Consider the following 15,081-nt stretch of genomic DNA (forward strand, 5'->3'; position numbering starts at 1 on the left):
GCGGAAGGGCAGGATTACCCGATCCGCACCGGAATGAAGATTCTGTCATTACCGCGCTGAATCAGCAAGGCCACCGACTTGCTGGCCTTGCCCACCACATCGCGCACCTGCTCGACCGAATTGACAGGGCGGCCATTGACGGACAGCAAAACGTCACCCGGCTGGACCCCGGCCGTGGACGCCGCCCCGGCCGCATCTTCGATCACCAGGCCCGAGGCGATGCCCGACTGGCGCTTCTCGTTGGGGTCGAGCGGACGCAGGGCCAGGCCCAGTTTCGCACCCTGGTCGGCGCCGGCGGCCGGTTCGCGCTCGTCCTGCGCCACCTTGTCGCTGGCGTTGGCCAGGCGCGCGTCGATGCGCACGATCTTGCCGTCGCGCCAGACGTCGAGACTGACCTTGTCGCCCGGCTGGGCCACGCTGAGCATGGCCGGCAAGTCGCCCGAGGCCACGATCGGCTGGCCGTTCAGCTTGCGGATGACGTCGCCGGACTTGAGGCCCGCCTTGTCGGCCGCGCCGCCTTTTTCCACGTTCGACACCAGCGCGCCCTCGGGCGAGTCGAGCTTGAAGGAATCGGCGAAACCCTGGTTCACTTCCTGGATCGACACGCCCAGCTTGGCATGCTGCACCTTGCCGGTGGTCACAATCTGATCCTTGATGCGGTAAGCCACATCGATTGGAATGGCGAACGACAAGCCCATGTAGCCGCCGGTCTGGCTGTAGATCTGCGAATTGATGCCGATCACTTCGCCCTTGGTATTGAACAGCGGGCCGCCCGAGTTGCCGGGATTGACCGCCACGTCGGTCTGGATGAACGGCACCTGGCTGTCGTCCTGCAGCGTGCGCCCCTTGGCGCTGACCACGCCGGCCGTGACCGTGCTTTCCAGTCCGAACGGCGAGCCGATCGCCAGCACCCATTCACCGACCTTGAGATCATTAGATTTGCCGATTGGCACCACCGGCAGGTTCTTGGCGTCAATCTTGAGCACCGCCACATCGGTCTTGGGGTCGGAGCCGAGCACCTTGGCGCGGAATTCGCGCCGGTCGTTGAGCTTGACCGTGACTTCCTTGGCGTCGCGCACCACGTGCGCATTGGTCAGGATGACACCGTCCGGGCTGATAATGAACCCGGAACCGGCGCCAAAAACGGGCGTGTCGCGTTGTTGTCCACGGGGCATCTGCGGCCCCTGGAAGCGACGGAAAAATTCGAAAAACGGGTCGTCCTCGTCGAACTGCGGAGGCATGCCGCGGCCGCGCTGCTGGCCCATGGCCGTCTTGGTGCTGCCCATGACGCGGATATTGACCACGGCCGGGCCGTTGCGCGAAACAATCTGGGTGAAATCGGGCAGCACCACGCCGGCCGCCAGCGGCGCGGGGGCGCCTGGATTGACGGGGGCGGCCGCCGGTGCGGCCGATGGCGCGGCGGACGGTGTCTGCGCGGCGAGCGCAACAGGAGCGGAGGCGACTGCGTTGTTATGGTTGACCGCGATCGCACCAACCGCTCCGCCAATGGCGCCCGCGGCGGCAAGGGCTAGCGTGAGACGCTTAGCGGTGATGACAGTGATGGCACCTTCGTTATGCATGGACGTACTCCTGGTTTGAAAGGATATGTTCTGTAAGGCACGCTTGTTGTTGTTTGCTGTGTTGCTGTGCTTCTTGTTTGCTTCTTGTTTGCTTCTTTGGTTTTGCAGCATCGTGACCACTTGACGCCTGGCCGATGGTGGAATGATGCGGCATCATACTTAGGGTTGTCTTAATGGCCTTGCCGGTAATGGCCTTGCCGGCGCTAACGACAAGCCGGCCAGCACGTGGAACGGGGCGCCCCTTGCTGCGGGCGCCCCGGTGTTTCAGCTCAGCTCGCTATCTCAGCTTGCTGCGGATCGCGTGCCGGCTGGTCCTGGTCAGGCAGCCTGGCGCTGCTCAAGCGCCTGCACGTTCTCGCCACCGTCGATGACGATGCGGCGCGGCTTGAGAGCCTCGGGCACTTCACGCACCAGCTCGATGGTCAGCATGCCGTTGTCGAACGAGGCCGTGGTGACCTTGACGTGGTTCGCCAGCTGGAAGCGCTGCTCGAAGTCACGTGCCGCAATGCCGCGGTGCAGGTAGGTGCGCTGGGTGTCCTCTTTCTGCTTGCGACCGGTGATGTGCAGGCTGTCGCGTTCGGTGATAATTTCCACTTCCGAACGGTCGAAGCCGGCCAGCGCCATCACGATGCGGTACTTGTCTTCGCTGACCAGTTCGATGTTATACGGTGGATAGCTGGGCTGCGCTTCAGTGCGCTGCGATTCCAGCAGGTTGGCCAGGCGGTCGAAGCCGATAGCGGAACGATAGAGAGGAGCAAGGTCGAATGTGCGCATGATAAGTATCCTTTTAGAAGTTAAGCGATAGGTTGACGGACCTCCGTGGAGCATCCGTTGAATCCAATCTAAAGGCGGATGCGACAGTTTTCAAGGCCTTGAAAAAGACGATTTTTTGCCCAATGCACCGAAAAATATTTTGAAAAAAATTGGCTGGAGCAAAGACAATTCAGCGACAGATCGGTGCCGTGAAGCGACGCAGGCGCGGGCGGCAAGCGCAAGCTGCAATCGGCGAACGGCGAACGGCGGAAGGTGATCGACAAGTGCGGACGGCGCCCACACTTATCGCTGCGGCAAGCGCAAGCAACTGGCCGATGCGCTCGTCGCCGCCAGCCCGCGCGCCGGCAACATCATTCGAAGGCGCAATCGTCACCCAGCTTGTCGGTCTCGCGGCGGCAAGCTCCGCGCCGCCGCTCCTCCTGCTGCCGCGCCGTCTGCGCGTTGACGTGTTCCACAAGCACCATCGCGCTGCGCAAGGCATCCGACATGCAACGTGCGGCGGCGGCCATGCTGTCGGCGGGCGTCGTTGGCTGCGGCTGCGGCTGCGGCTGGCGGGCGGCGCGCTCGATGCGGCTGCGCAAGACCGACGCGCGCACCCACCCTGCGTCACCCGGGCGTCGAATCACCAGTTCGCGCCACGCGTTGCGCCCCTCGCCCGCAATGGCAAGCGTCATGCCGCGCGGCGACACGCTGCGCCCTTGATACATGATGGCGTCGCCCACGACGCTGGCATACTCGGTGCGCCCGTCCACGGTCATGCGGATATGGGTCCCGTCCGGCAACAGCAGGCATTTCCACTGATAACCGTTCGCTTCACCGCCTGCAGCACGCAAGGTGTCGGCGGCCAGCCAGGCATCAATGGCCATGCCCAGGGCGTCATCGATCGACAACTGGTCGCCGCGTGCATGCAAGTGGGCAACCAAACGCGCCAGTGTTGTACCTGTTGCCGGCGAGCCTCCTGCGGCAAAGTGTCTCGTTTGCGTGTCCATTTTTGTCCCGTTTTGTCTCATTCTGTCTCATTTGGACAGCGGTCCCGCGTCTTCGTTCAAACGAGACAAAATGAGACAAAACGAGACAGCGAAACAAGACACTTTGCCGCAGGAGGCTGGCCAGCAACACACACAACCCTCCCCCGTGTGCGTCATGACTTGCTGTTCACAGCTTGTCTGCGCAGCGCGGGCTCTTGCAGCAGGTACACAATGCCGGCTTTCCAGCGCCCCTGGAAAGTCTCGGGCCCTTCGCCGCTTTCGCTTTCGCGGTCGGGGCCGCAGGCGCCGGAATGCGATTCCTTTCCTGGCAGACGCGCCAGGCCCCGTGTACGCAAGGCTTTTCGGTAGAATCGTGTTCCCCTGCGAATACCCGCAGACATTGCTGATCTTTACCGTATTGACAATCCCATGCCCCTTCCGCTTCGCCGTCGCCCTCTTCCGTCCGCCTGCTCATCCCTTTGCTCCCTGGCCCTGCTCGCCACGCTGGCCCTGCCCGCCCGCGCCGACGTGCCCGCGCCGCGCGACCTGCCCTACCCAGGCACCATCGTGCTCAAGGTCGACGCCACCAACGTGGGACAGCAGATTTTCCGCGTCCGCGCCACCATCCCGGCCGCGCCAGGCCCGCTGACCCTGCTCTATCCGCAGTGGGTGCCCGGCAACCACGGCCCCAGCGGACCGCTGAACCAGCTGGCCGGCCTGCGCCTGTCGGCCGGTGGCAAGGCGCTGGCGTGGACGCGCGACCCGGTCCACGTGCATGCCTTCCACCTCACCGTGCCCGAGGGCGCCACCTCGGTCGAGGCCGAATACCAGTTCCTCTCGCCAGTCGAGCCGGCCCAGGGCCGCATCACGATGACCAGCGAAATTGTCGGCGTGCAATGGCAAGCGATGACCCTGTATCCGGCCGGCTACTTCAGCCGCCGCATCCCGGTCCAGGCCTCGCTCACCCTGCCCGATGGCTGGCAGTACGGCACCGCGCTGGAAACGGCCGCGCGCCAGGGCAACGACATCCGCTTCAAGCCGCTCGACCTGGAAACGCTGATCGATTCGCCCGTATTCGCGGGCCGCCACTTCCGCCGCATCGACCTCGATCCCGGCGCCAAGGTGCCGGTGCACCTGAACATGGTGGCCGACAATCCGGAGAGCCTGGAAGCGAAGCCGGAACAGATCGCCCTGCACCGCGCGCTGGTGCAGCAGGCCGGCAAGCTGTTCGCCTCGCATCATTACAAGCATTACGATTTCCTGTTTTCGCTGTCGGACGAATTCGGCGGCATCGGGCGCGAACATCACCAGTCGAGCGAGAACGGCGTCAAGCCCGGTTACTTTACCGACTGGGCCAAGACCGAACTCGGGCGCGACCTGCTGCCGCACGAATACACGCACTCGTGGAACGGTAAGTTCCGCCGCCCGGCCGACCAGGATGTGCCGAACTTCAACGTGCCGTTGCAGAACAGCCTGCTGTGGGTGTACGAAGGCCAGACCCAGTACTGGGGCAATGTGCTGGCGGCGCGCTCGGGGCTGGTGTCGGCCGGCGGCATCCGCGACGCCATCGCCGCCTATGCCGCGCGCTACGACCACGTGCAGGGCCGCTCTTGGCGTGCCTTGCAGGACACGGTCAACGATCCGATCGTGCAAGCCCGCCGCGCGCTGGGCTGGAGCAACTGGCAGCGCAGCGAAGATTATTATGTAGAAGGCATGCTGATCTGGCTGGACGTCGATACCCGCATCCGCGAACTGTCCGGCGAGAAGCGTTCGCTCGATGATTTCGCGCGCACCTTTTATGGCGTCGACAATGGCAGCATCGGCCCGGTCTACTACCAGTTCGACGACGTGGTGCGCACCCTGGCATCGGTGCAGGCGTTCGACTGGGCGCCTTTCCTGCGCGCCAAGCTGGACGGCAATGCCCCCGGCGCACCGCTCGACGGTCTGGCGCGCGCCGGCTGGAAGCTGGTCTACACGGACACGCCGACCGAGGTGATCAAAGGCCAGGAAGAGCGCAACAAGATGAGCGACTTCAGTTATTCGCTTGGTTTTTCCGTCAAGAACGATGGCGCGATCGAGGCGATCGAATGGGATGGCATTGGCTTTCGCGCCGGCTTGTCGGGCAACAGCAGCATCGTGGCCGTCCACAACCGCGCCTACAAACCCGAGGTGCTGAAAGCGGCCGTGAAGGCGGCGCGCGACGGCAAGGCGCCGATCGAACTGCTGGTGCGCAAAGGCGGCAATTTCCGCACGGTGGCGCTCGATTACCATGGCGGCTTGCGCTATCCGCGCCTGGAACGCATTCCCGGCAGCAAGGACCGGCTCGACGCGATCCTGCAGCCGCGCCACTGAGCAAGGCCCGCCACCGGCGCTGAGGCCAACGCCTGATGCCGGCGGCGCGTGACGATCCGCGGCGACGCACTACCGGTTCACGCCGATGGTGCTATGCTGCGTTTATGACTACCGATACCGACATCCAGCTGAGCGGCCCGTTCAAGGCCAGCGACAGCAGCAGCCGTTCCCACGACGTCAAGGCGATCCGCATTTTCGACGAGGGTTACGGGATTATTGACGTGTACGTGGACTTCGCCGCACCGATCGAGGGTGGGCTGTACAAGGACAAAGTCCTCGTCGGCAACATCATCGACCGCCTGCGCGCGCTGGGCTACGTAGGGCCGAATTTTTCGCACAGCGACCCTGGCCTGCAAGACCGCAAGCTGATCGTGCTCGAAGCGCCCGAGGAATTCAGCGCCTTCGCCAAGCTCAAGGGCTGGAAGAACCTGGCCGAAGAATTCGACGACGAATAAACCGCGTCCTTCCTTTCATGCAGCAACGTTTTACTGCCGCTTTTTAACAGCGGCAGCCTGCCTCCTCGTACCGCCTTCTCGTTCCGCCTCCTCAAGCGCTCACATAGCGCGCGCTCCATGCCGCAATCATGCCGGCCACCCACACCGCATCTTCCCTGCGCGTGAGCAAATGATCCGCATCATCGAGCGACACAAAACTCTTCGGATGCTTGGCCGCCTGGAAAATATGCAGCGCATTATCGATCCCCACGGTGCGGTCGTGCGGCGAGTGCATAACCATCAAAGGGCGCTTGAGCGCGGCCGTGCTGACGTTCAAGTTCTGCTCGGCGGCATCGAGCAAAAACTGGCGCTTGATGGTGAACGGCCGCCCGGCCAGTTGCACCAGCGCCTCGCCCTCGGCTTCGATCACGCCGAGCTGCTCGCCGAACAGGTTGTTGACATGCGATGGATCGCTCGGCGCGCCCACGGTCACGACCGCGCGCACCTCGTCAATGCCGGCGGCGGCGGCCAGCACGGCGGCCCCGCCCAGGCTGTGTCCGATCAGGATCTCGGGCGCCTTCAGCGAGGTGCGCATGAAGGCGGCGGCGGCCACCAGGTCCTGCACATTCGATGAAAAATTGGTGTTCGCAAAATCGCCTTCGCTCGCGCCCAACCCCGTGAAATCGAAGCGCAGCACGGCGATGCCATGCTCGGTCAGGGCCTGGGCGATGCGGCTGGCGGCGAACACGTCTTTGCCACAGGTAAAACAATGGGCAAACAGCGCATACGCGCGCGCCGGCCCGTCGGGGGCATCGAGACGGGCCGCCAGCTTGTGGCCATCAGCGCCGGGAAACTCTTGTTTTTCGCTGTGCATCCCTGCTCCTGGTGAATAATGAATCCGAGCATCTTAACCCGGGATGGACGCCGTTACCGGGCGCCGTTACCGGACGCCGTTACCGGGCGCCGTTACCGGGCGCCGCTACCAGGAGCCGCTGCCGATTCCCTAACCAAACAAGCCATGCAGAAACCAGCGCGGCGCGCTATCGCCATCGGCCCCGGCGATGCGTTCGCGATAGACCCAGTAATGGGCATGGTCCTGCCCCTGTGCGATGAAGTAATCGCGCGTCTGCGCCTGGCTCCACCAGCCGGCCTCGATCCGCTCGGGGGTGGACGCCATGCGCAGCGGCGAGCCGTAAAACGGCCGGTGATCGCGCATCAGCAGCGCCACCGGCTTGGCCAGCAACCAGGCCGGGCGCGGCAAGCTGAGCACGTCCGGCGGCAACTGCATCTGCGCCTGCTGCGCCTTGCCGCGCGCCCGCCGCACCGGCACCCAGCGGTTGGCCAGCTCGGGCCGGTAATCGGCGCGCGGGGCCGCCTGCAGCACATTGTCGGGACCCAGGCGCGCCACCAGCAGTTCGAGCATGCGCCACTGGTCTTGCTCGTTGCCGCCGGGCTCGGGAAACAGCGACTCGCTCGGCATGGCCATGGCCTGCACCTCGGGCGCTTCGAGCACCAGGCCGATCACGTGCGCCTCCAGCGTCAGGCTGCCCAGGCGCTCGCGCAGCAGGCGCACCAGATGCTCGTCGCGCCAGGTGGGCTCGGCCAGGATGATGTCGAGCACGGTGGGCGCGCGCGCCACCCGCCCGCGCTCGTGTTCGAGCAGCAGCACGATGCGCCCCACCGCCAGTTGGTGCGCGCACAGCCAGCCCGTCATTTGCAGCAGCAGGCTGTGGGCGCCGGCCAGCAGGGCGTCGGCCTGTTCGACCCGGTCGAACAATTCCAGCCGGGCCTGGAAAGTGGTGGGCGCGGCGATCCAGTCGAACAGCTCGGCCGTCATGCCGTAGGCCGCATCGAGCACGGCCAGCAAGGCGGCGCCGCAACGGCGCTGCAAGCCCGGACGCGGCAGCCGCCGCAACTGGCCCAGCGACACGCAGCCAATGCCGTCGAACCAGGTGGCAAACGGACGCGCCGGCAGCGGCAAGGCAGCCGGCAGGCGGTCGAGGCGGCGCTTGAGTGACGCCATGCCGAGCGCGTGCCCGGCCCCGCCGCGCGCCAGCAGCCAGGCGCCGCGCGCGGTCGGCGCGCAGCTCAGCTGAACCACGAACCCGAGCGCGCGCAGGCTGGCGCGAATGCGCCGGCACAGTGCGCGCACCCCGCCGAACAGGCGCAGGCTGGCGCCCACGTCCATCAGCAAGCTCGCTTCTTCGGCCAGGGTGACCTGCGGCGTGTACTGCAGCAGCGCCATGGCCACCGCCTGCAGGGCGGCGGCCTCGCGCGCCGGCGCGCGCTCGTGCAGGCGGGCGGCGGGCAGCAGCATGAGCACGCCGCCGCGGCGCATGCCCGCGCGCACCCCGCCCGCCAGCGCCAGCGCCGACGCGGCCAGCACGCGCTCGCTCTCGAGTACGACGATGGCGGCCTCAGCCGACCAGTGCGGGCTGAACACGTCGAGCGGTAGCCGGGGCAAGTAGAGGCCGATCCAGAGTCGCATGGCGTTGAAGTAAACAAGGAGTCAGGGGAAGAAACAGGGGCGCGTCGCGCTGCGGCCCCCGGCGTTTGACGAAACCGATGTCGAGCCCGCCGAGGGCCGGACGCAAGCTCAGGCGCAGCGGCGCGGGCGAGGCATCCTGGGCCGCCGCGAGCGGGCGCAGCAGGAAGAACAGGGCTTCGCCGCCTTGCGCCGCCAGATGCAGGCGGCGCAGGGACTCGGGCCGTGCATGGCTGGCCCAGAACAGCAGCGCGCCACAACTACCGCTGCGCAACACCTGTTCGGCCGCCCACAAGGCATCGGCATTGCGCGCGCTGCGCACCCAGATCAGCTGGGAGGGAGACAAGCCGAGCGCGGCCAGCGCCAGCGCCTGCGGTGGATGGGGCGGCTGCAGCAGCACGATGCGGCGTTCGGCCACCTTGGCCAGGGCCGGGCGCAGCAGGCGCAATTCGCCGATGCCACTTTGTTGCAGCAGCAACTCGACCAGGCAGCCGCTGGGCCAGCCGCCGCCGGGCAACTGGGGCGAGAGCGTGGGATGGCCGCTGTCGACGCAGCGCGTACCCGCGTGGGCCAGCTGGGAAGCGCGCCACAAGGCGGGATGCAAAGTCTCGGGCGCGGCAAGAAGATCTGGGGAGTTCATGATGGAATCAACAAAGTACTGTATGTTTATACAGTACTCGCTGGCTGCCAATTTGGCAAGGTCTATCGTGCGCAGCCTCTCCCCCTCACCCTATGGAAGACTGACATTCCGACGCAAAACTGCAGCAATTTCCTACAACCGGGGTCAGAGCTTTAACTAGAAACATTTTCAATAACGCATGTGGGCGCGGCCTTCACCAAGTCCTTGCGCAGCCATCCGACAATAAAGCGCGGGCCGCTGACCAAGATCGTGCCGTGAAGCTGTGCGATCATTACGGCGCCCTCGTTCCAGCGCAAGATACGCGGCAGTTTTTGGCGGTAAACAATGCTGGTACCAGTGAGCTGGTTTTGCACCTATCCCAAACGTTCAAGCGTATCGAGCAGATTGCGCATGCTTGCCGCGCCAACGGGCGCCACGGAAAACTGCACCGGCAGGACCATGCATACCGACACCAGCGATCCCAACGCCGTGCCGCACAGAAGCCCGGCAAGTGGCGGCGCCCCTTCCTGCCCCATCAGGAACGCGTGCAGCGGCAAGGTACTCGCCAGCACGATGATCAACCATGATCCCAGTTGCGACCAGGATTGAAACAGCAGCAGATACCGCCAGACCGGCTGTGGGTAAGTGAGCGCTGAAATAGCTTCATGGGAAGAAAGAGAGGGCATCGATGTCACTCGTGGCGGATGAGGATGGAAGGGCCGCAGTGCCCTATCCAGCCGATCCTGGCGCACCGCGCGCAGTGTCATCTTGAAATCGCTCAAAGATTACTTTGAATCATATTCCTTCCCTGCCCAGAGCGGAGCCGAGAAAGGGAGCTCACTGGTCGCCGGAAAAGAGCAATTGCCACGCAACGCTATCATGCAAGGCGGCGCCCTGCCCGCCGCACACGAGCATTTTCTGGCCATCCGGCGAGACATCGATACAGTGGCTGATGCGCGCCACCGCATCGGGAACCGCATGTTTTCCCAATAGATGCGCAGCCACCATCCGATTATTTTCAAGGGCGCGCATGCCGTCATCGTTGGCGCACCACAGCGTGCCCTGGAACCAGGCCGCATCGGCGTACGGAAGGGTTTGATGGCCTTGCTCGATCAATTCCCAGGCGCCATTGCGCCCTTCCCATACCGTGCCCGTGATATCGGTGATATACACGCAGTCGTCGCCACCGCAGGTGACTGTGTACAGCTTCCGGTCCGAGGGGAACGGCAATTTCTCCCACGCGGTCCCGTTGAAATGCCATACCGCCCCCGCGTCGCCGACGACATACAAGTCATTCTCGGAAAAGCCGCTCAGATCATTGAATCCGCTATTGCCAATGGCCTTGGTGATAAGCTTATCGCTCCTGCTCTTTAATTCGGAGGGAATGGGGATGCCGGCGTGCTCCGTCCAGGTTTGCCGGGGAAGGCGTTCAAAGATGCGCAGCGGGCTTCCGAGCGCATACAATTTACTGTGCACCCGCACCAGTTTATTGATTGCCGACCCCACCTTACCGGCCGCAGCATAACCGTAGCCACGGCCATCGAAAGCAATCGCCTCTTCAAAATCGCGATAGGTTTTCGGCTTGTACGCCCAGACCTGGCGGGCCAGGTCGACCACCAGGAATTCCTCCTGCGATGGCGCCCAGGCCGACGCCAGGCTGGCAAAGGACAAATCGCTGGTTTCAAGAACGAAAAAACGCTCGCTCATCGGCGCATCCATGCGCACGCTCACGAAACGTGTTCGCCAGCCGACGTCGCGCCCGTCCGACATTTCCACCAGCATCAGGCCGATGCGTCCATCGGCAAAGCCAATGGTGCAGTCGCGCACCATGAAGCCCTGGCAAATGTCTTTCCAACTTTTCTTATCGAACAACATGCAAGCTCCTGGGCGCATGGATGACTTGTGTGCATCATTGCCCAGAAAGAAACCAGCGTCAACGCCGGTGTTTTCCGAAAAAATCGACCAGCATCTTGCTCGCATCCGGCCCCGCCGCCGAGTTGAACGACAGGCGCGCGTCGCCCCCGCTCCAGGCATGCTGCAACTGGGCGATCTGGGCCACCCGTAGTATCAATGTGCGGCCCCGGTACACGTCGTGCAGCTGATACGGCAAGCCGCCTCGTCCAGCGGCCTTGTGCGCCACCCGCACCGGCGTGGCCGCCGGCAAATCATTGACCAGCATCGCCTGGCGCCGCAGATGCACTTGGTTGACCGGACGCACCACCCGGTCATCGTCACCCTGGATCAGGATGGTCGGCAGCGACGGAAACCCCGGACGCCGCTCGAGCACCTCGGCAATCGAGCTGTCGACCCGGGCGCCGTTACGGTGCTGCATGACGCCCAGTGCGCCGACCGTGCTGGGCCCGGCTCCGTACAGCGGCCCCGAATGCAGGCCCAGCCCGGCGAACAGCTCGGGATGGTTGAGCGCCACGATATTGGCCATGCCCGCCCCCACTTGAAGGAGGCCAGGGTCGAGGCGTTCTGACGCCCGCAGTCCGTCCGGACTGCACAAAACGAGGTTCAGCGCCCATGAAACGGGCGGGAAGCAGCTCGGCCTGACATCAAAAAAAGCAACTGCCGGCATCGCGACCGGCGGTCACGCGAAATTTGCCGGTAATTCGAGGTGCCCTTATGTATAACGAAGTGCTTTGAAGTTAAGCATGTCGATTCGTCGTGGGTTCGGGCGCCGCAGTTTACATGATTGCCACGCCGAAGTTCGCCAACGCGACAGAACCGAAAAAACATGGTAAATTTTCAGATAATGTTAAAAAATCAACAAAAAGAGCAATTTCCTGGCTTTCAATTATATTTACTTTATGAACACTCTTTCACTGCATGATTATCTTTGAAATGTGCTAACTTACTCATAATAATAGATGATAACGCATTAAAATCTTTGTATACAAACCTTGTGGTTTTTTTAACTTAGCTGTTTATCATGCTACCACACGGTTCCATCAAAAACATATCCTGAAAACAAATTTATTAAATTTCAAACTTAGGTCTTTACTGTCAGGCTAATAACATAACGCCAATCGGAAATTTATTAAGCTTTCCGCTTTGAGAATTCACAGTTTTAATACTGCTCAAACGGGGTTTCTATGATTGACTACCCTGGGGCTTTGCTTGATTGCCGTTCCAGCCTACTTACTGAATGATTTATTGGTTCAGTGCCTGCTATTTCGCATGACCTTTTGCAGTTAAGTTTTTACTATATTTTTTCCTGTGTTAATTTTGGAGAAAAAAATTGGTAACTCTTGAAAACTTATTCATCATGGATCTCGCATCCCTCCACCTAAATTTGTTTAGAATGGGAAATTCTGAGTCGCCATCTTTTTCTGAGACGCGAGGTTTAAAGGATTGTTTAGTTGTGGAAGTGAATGGAATCCTTGTAATACGTGCTAATGGAAACGGCTTCTCTGCTTTTGATAGCATAACGCCGCTCATGAAAGAAAAGGGTAAAAATATATGGAAAATTAAGAAGAACGCAATACTGCCGGACGGCATTCGTGTAGTCAAGGATATGCGCCCGAATCATAAAGGTCATTTTATGTTGGCGCCTGAGCGAGATATGCCATTTCTGAAGTATATTGGCCTTCTTGAAGAATTCGGAATCGATCCAAATAAATCTGTAAAACTTAATCCATTGGAGATTAAAAATGGCTGATCTAACGAGTATTAAAGCAACGGTAGGAGAATGGCGAGTAGTGCTTACTGCTTTAGAAGAACATATGAAGCACCTGACTGCAGTGGTCAAAACAATTGAAGATGAAGACCAACAATGCGAGATGTATGATGACCTTGAACGGCTACAGCGCATGATACCCGATTTCAAGAGCCAATTTGAAGAAAGTATTAATAAAACAATATAATAATTATTTTTATTATTGCATTGATTAATTTTATATTTTTATTGATATAAAACTGCAAGAGACGTTGCAGTGTCAAGGAAAAACGGAAACCGCAGCGTATGTTAACAGATTTATCTTCAAAAACGAACGGGTGAGTATGTTCACCGTAGCGATTGCCTGATGCCGAATGAATAAGAAAACTGGTCGTCACGGGGCAGGATATGGTTTTTAATCCTGCCCCCTGACGACCAAGCGCTTAGTGGGGTTTGGGGCAAGGCCCCAAGGTGTAGTTTTATGGCCGGCTTGGTTGAATTGATGCATCTCTGTAGTTGCGCGTGGCGGTCAGATGGTCGACGCGAGCATCGTGCAGACGCCGAAGCAGCTCGTCCGACATTTCCACCAGCATCAGGCCGATGCGTCCATCGGCAAAGCCAATGGTACAGTCGCGCACCATGAAGCCTTGGCAAATGTCTTTCCAACTTTTTCTTATCGAACAACATGCAAGCTCCTGGGCGCATGAATGACTTGTGCGCATCATTGCCCAGAAAGAAACCAGCGTCAACGCCGGTGTTTTCCGAAGAAATCGACCAGCATCTTGCTCGCGTCCGGCCCCGCCGCCGAGTTGAACGACAGGCGCGCGTCGCCCCCGCTCCAGGCATGTTGCAGCTGGGCGATCTGGGCCACCCGCAGGATCAGCTTGCGGCCCCGGTACACGTCATGCAGCTGGTACGGCAAGCCACTGCGCCCCCCGGCCTTCTGCGCCACCCGCACCGGCGTGGCCGGCGGCAAGTCATTGACCAGCATCGCCTGGCGCCGCAAGTGCGCCTGGTTGACCAGACGCACCACGCGATCGTCCTCGCCCTGGATCAGGATGGTCGGCATCGACGGAAACCCCGGACGCCGTTCGAGCACCTCGGCAATCGCGCTGTCGACCCGCGCGCCGTTGCCATGTTGCATAACCCCAAGCGCCCCGACCGTGCTGTGCCCCGCTCCGTACAGCGGCCCCGAATGCAGCCCCAGCCCGGCAAACAGTTCCGGATGATTGAGCGCGACGATGTTGGCCATGCCCGCCCCGGCCGACATACCGCCGATAAACACCCGCGAGCGGTCGAGGCCGTAGGCGGCCAGCACCTGGCTGATCATGCCCACAATCACCGGCACATCGCCGCCGCCCTGCTGGGTGGCGCGGTCGTACCACTTCCAGCAACGATGTGGATGGGCGCCCAGTGATTGCTGCGGATACAGCACGGCATAGCCGGCCTTCTGCGCCGTCTGGTTCATGCGCGTGCCCTGGGCGAACTGGGTGGCGCTTTGCTCGCAGCCGTGCAGCATGACGATCAGCGGCCAGCCCGAGGGCGGCGCCGCGCCATCGGGCAGATACAGCCAGTAACTCATCTGTCGCAACACGTGCCCGGCCTGGCCGGCGTAGCGCGCGGTGAGCCATTTGCCAGGCGCCGGCGCATCCTTGGCCAGGCTTGCCGGTGCGGCGCGCGCTGCCGGCTTGGGTTTGGGTGCGCAAGCGCTTCGGGGTTTCGGCGCCGGCTTGGGCGTGGCCGTGGCCGCCGGTTTTGGCTTGGGCTTGGCGCGCACCTTGGGCGCCGGCTTGGGCGGCGCAAACAAGGCCGTGAGCAGGCGTGCCGCCGAACGTTGCTGCTTTTTGCCCACGCGCATCAAGCTGCGCAGCAAGGGGGCGCTCGACTTTACCATCGCAAGCGCACCATCACGCGCCGGTGCAGGCGGGCCCACAGGAACGCGCCGAGCGAAGGCGTGGGAATCGGCTGGCCGGGCGGGCCGGCGGGGGTGCAGCGTGCGTTGAGATCCATGGCGAAAGTCTCCTTTCAACCAGCATAGCGTGCGCGCGCGGCACCGCTCCGTGCGTTGCGCCGCTTAGCCGGCCCGATGAACAAAAAAGCAACATTGGCGGACGTGGCGCGCGCCCGGGCACCATTGAGCCAGATCAAAGAACGGCTTGCGCGAAAACCTAGTCTGTTTGCATAAGGTCCGCAATCGGCGCGGTCCGC

17 protein-coding genes are annotated in these 15,081 nt (G+C 62.0%); 4 read left to right on the plus strand and 13 right to left on the minus strand.

From position 1 onward, the window contains the following. Nucleotides 1–14 precede the first annotated feature (14 nt). From F2P46_RS24385 to F2P46_RS24395, 3 genes are all read right to left on the minus strand, one after another. Complete coding sequence (locus F2P46_RS24385) at nucleotides 15–1,580, minus strand: DegQ family serine endoprotease (RefSeq protein WP_166895083.1); 1,566 nt, start codon at nucleotides 1,578–1,580, stop codon at nucleotides 15–17. A gap of 318 nt (nucleotides 1,581–1,898) precedes the next feature. After that, the gene (locus F2P46_RS24390; protein WP_166895085.1) at nucleotides 1,899–2,354 is read right to left on the minus strand and encodes an Hsp20 family protein; all 456 of its coding nucleotides are present in this window, start codon (nucleotides 2,352–2,354) and stop codon (nucleotides 1,899–1,901) included. A gap of 350 nt (nucleotides 2,355–2,704) precedes the next feature. Then, on the minus strand, nucleotides 2,705–3,265 hold the full coding sequence (locus F2P46_RS24395; protein WP_166895087.1) for a hypothetical protein: 561 nt from the start codon (nucleotides 3,263–3,265) through the stop codon (nucleotides 2,705–2,707). 486 nt (nucleotides 3,266–3,751) lie between these two features. Here F2P46_RS24395 and F2P46_RS24400 point away from each other — a divergent pair, with 486 nt between their 5' ends. Together F2P46_RS24400 and F2P46_RS24405 are read left to right on the plus strand one after the other, a co-directional pair. Then, entirely contained in the window at nucleotides 3,752–5,674 is a 1,923-nt protein-coding gene (locus F2P46_RS24400; protein WP_166895089.1) for a M61 family metallopeptidase, read from the plus strand. A 104-nt stretch (nucleotides 5,675–5,778) separates the two neighbouring features. Beyond that, nucleotides 5,779–6,129: a hypothetical protein gene (locus F2P46_RS24405; RefSeq protein WP_166882241.1), complete on the plus strand. Its 351-nt coding sequence runs from the start codon at nucleotides 5,779–5,781 to the stop codon at nucleotides 6,127–6,129. A gap of 91 nt (nucleotides 6,130–6,220) precedes the next feature. On the opposite strand, the gene F2P46_RS24410 is transcribed toward F2P46_RS24405, so the two are convergent. The 7 genes from F2P46_RS24410 to F2P46_RS24440 form a co-directional block, all read right to left on the minus strand. Then, on the minus strand, nucleotides 6,221–6,982 hold the full coding sequence (locus F2P46_RS24410; protein WP_166895091.1) for a S9 family peptidase: 762 nt from the start codon (nucleotides 6,980–6,982) through the stop codon (nucleotides 6,221–6,223). Between the two features lie 129 nt (nucleotides 6,983–7,111). Then, complete coding sequence (locus tag F2P46_RS24415) at nucleotides 7,112–8,596, minus strand: DNA polymerase Y family protein (RefSeq protein WP_166895093.1); 1,485 nt, start codon at nucleotides 8,594–8,596, stop codon at nucleotides 7,112–7,114. Then, nucleotides 8,526–9,233: a translesion DNA synthesis-associated protein ImuA gene (imuA, locus tag F2P46_RS24420; RefSeq protein ID WP_166895095.1), complete on the minus strand. Its 708-nt coding sequence runs from the start codon at nucleotides 9,231–9,233 to the stop codon at nucleotides 8,526–8,528. The genes F2P46_RS24415 and imuA overlap by 71 nt, the downstream gene beginning before the upstream one ends. Nucleotides 9,234–9,385: 152 nt before the next feature. Next, nucleotides 9,386–9,586 (minus strand): hypothetical protein, encoded by a 201-nt coding sequence (locus tag F2P46_RS24425; protein ID WP_166895097.1) that lies wholly within the window; start codon nucleotides 9,584–9,586, stop codon nucleotides 9,386–9,388. Beyond that, nucleotides 9,587–9,994, minus strand: coding sequence for a hypothetical protein (locus F2P46_RS24430; RefSeq protein ID WP_166895098.1), 408 nt, complete (start codon nucleotides 9,992–9,994; stop codon nucleotides 9,587–9,589). A gap of 55 nt (nucleotides 9,995–10,049) precedes the next feature. Beyond that, nucleotides 10,050–11,087 carry a hypothetical protein gene (locus F2P46_RS37100; RefSeq protein WP_208296755.1) on the minus strand — a complete coding sequence of 346 codons (1,038 nt, stop codon included), beginning with the start codon at nucleotides 11,085–11,087 and terminating at the stop codon, nucleotides 10,050–10,052. Between the two features lie 58 nt (nucleotides 11,088–11,145). Next, the gene (locus tag F2P46_RS24440; protein ID WP_166895100.1) at nucleotides 11,146–11,793 is read right to left on the minus strand and encodes a PHB depolymerase family esterase; all 648 of its coding nucleotides are present in this window, start codon (nucleotides 11,791–11,793) and stop codon (nucleotides 11,146–11,148) included. A gap of 690 nt (nucleotides 11,794–12,483) precedes the next feature. Here F2P46_RS24440 and F2P46_RS24445 point away from each other — a divergent pair. Then, entirely contained in the window at nucleotides 12,484–12,876 is a 393-nt protein-coding gene (locus tag F2P46_RS24445) for a hypothetical protein (RefSeq protein ID WP_208296756.1), read from the plus strand. Next, nucleotides 12,869–13,081, plus strand: coding sequence for a hypothetical protein (locus F2P46_RS24450; protein WP_166895104.1), 213 nt, complete (start codon nucleotides 12,869–12,871; stop codon nucleotides 13,079–13,081). Before F2P46_RS24445 ends, F2P46_RS24450 begins: the two co-directional genes overlap by 8 nt. 271 nt (nucleotides 13,082–13,352) lie before the next feature. On the opposite strand, the gene F2P46_RS24455 is transcribed toward F2P46_RS24450, so the two are convergent. From F2P46_RS24455 to F2P46_RS38315, 3 genes are read right to left on the minus strand one after another with little or no spacing between them, the layout of a single operon-like run. After that, nucleotides 13,353–13,622, minus strand: a complete 270-nt coding sequence (locus F2P46_RS24455; protein WP_166895106.1) for a hypothetical protein — start codon at nucleotides 13,620–13,622, stop codon at nucleotides 13,353–13,355. Continuing rightward, complete coding sequence (locus F2P46_RS24460; RefSeq protein WP_166895108.1) at nucleotides 13,619–14,767, minus strand: PHB depolymerase family esterase; 1,149 nt, start codon at nucleotides 14,765–14,767, stop codon at nucleotides 13,619–13,621. Before F2P46_RS24460 ends, F2P46_RS24455 begins: the two co-directional genes overlap by 4 nt. Beyond that, entirely contained in the window at nucleotides 14,761–14,883 is a 123-nt protein-coding gene (locus F2P46_RS38315; protein WP_267875881.1) for a hypothetical protein, read from the minus strand. Before F2P46_RS38315 ends, F2P46_RS24460 begins: the two co-directional genes overlap by 7 nt. Nucleotides 14,884–15,081: the final 198 nt, after the last annotated feature.

Origin of the sequence: Massilia sp. CCM 8734 (genome assembly GCF_011682155.1) — a bacterium.
In the GTDB taxonomy this organism is placed as follows: Bacteria; Pseudomonadota; Gammaproteobacteria; order Burkholderiales; family Burkholderiaceae_D; genus Telluria_A; species Telluria_A rubra.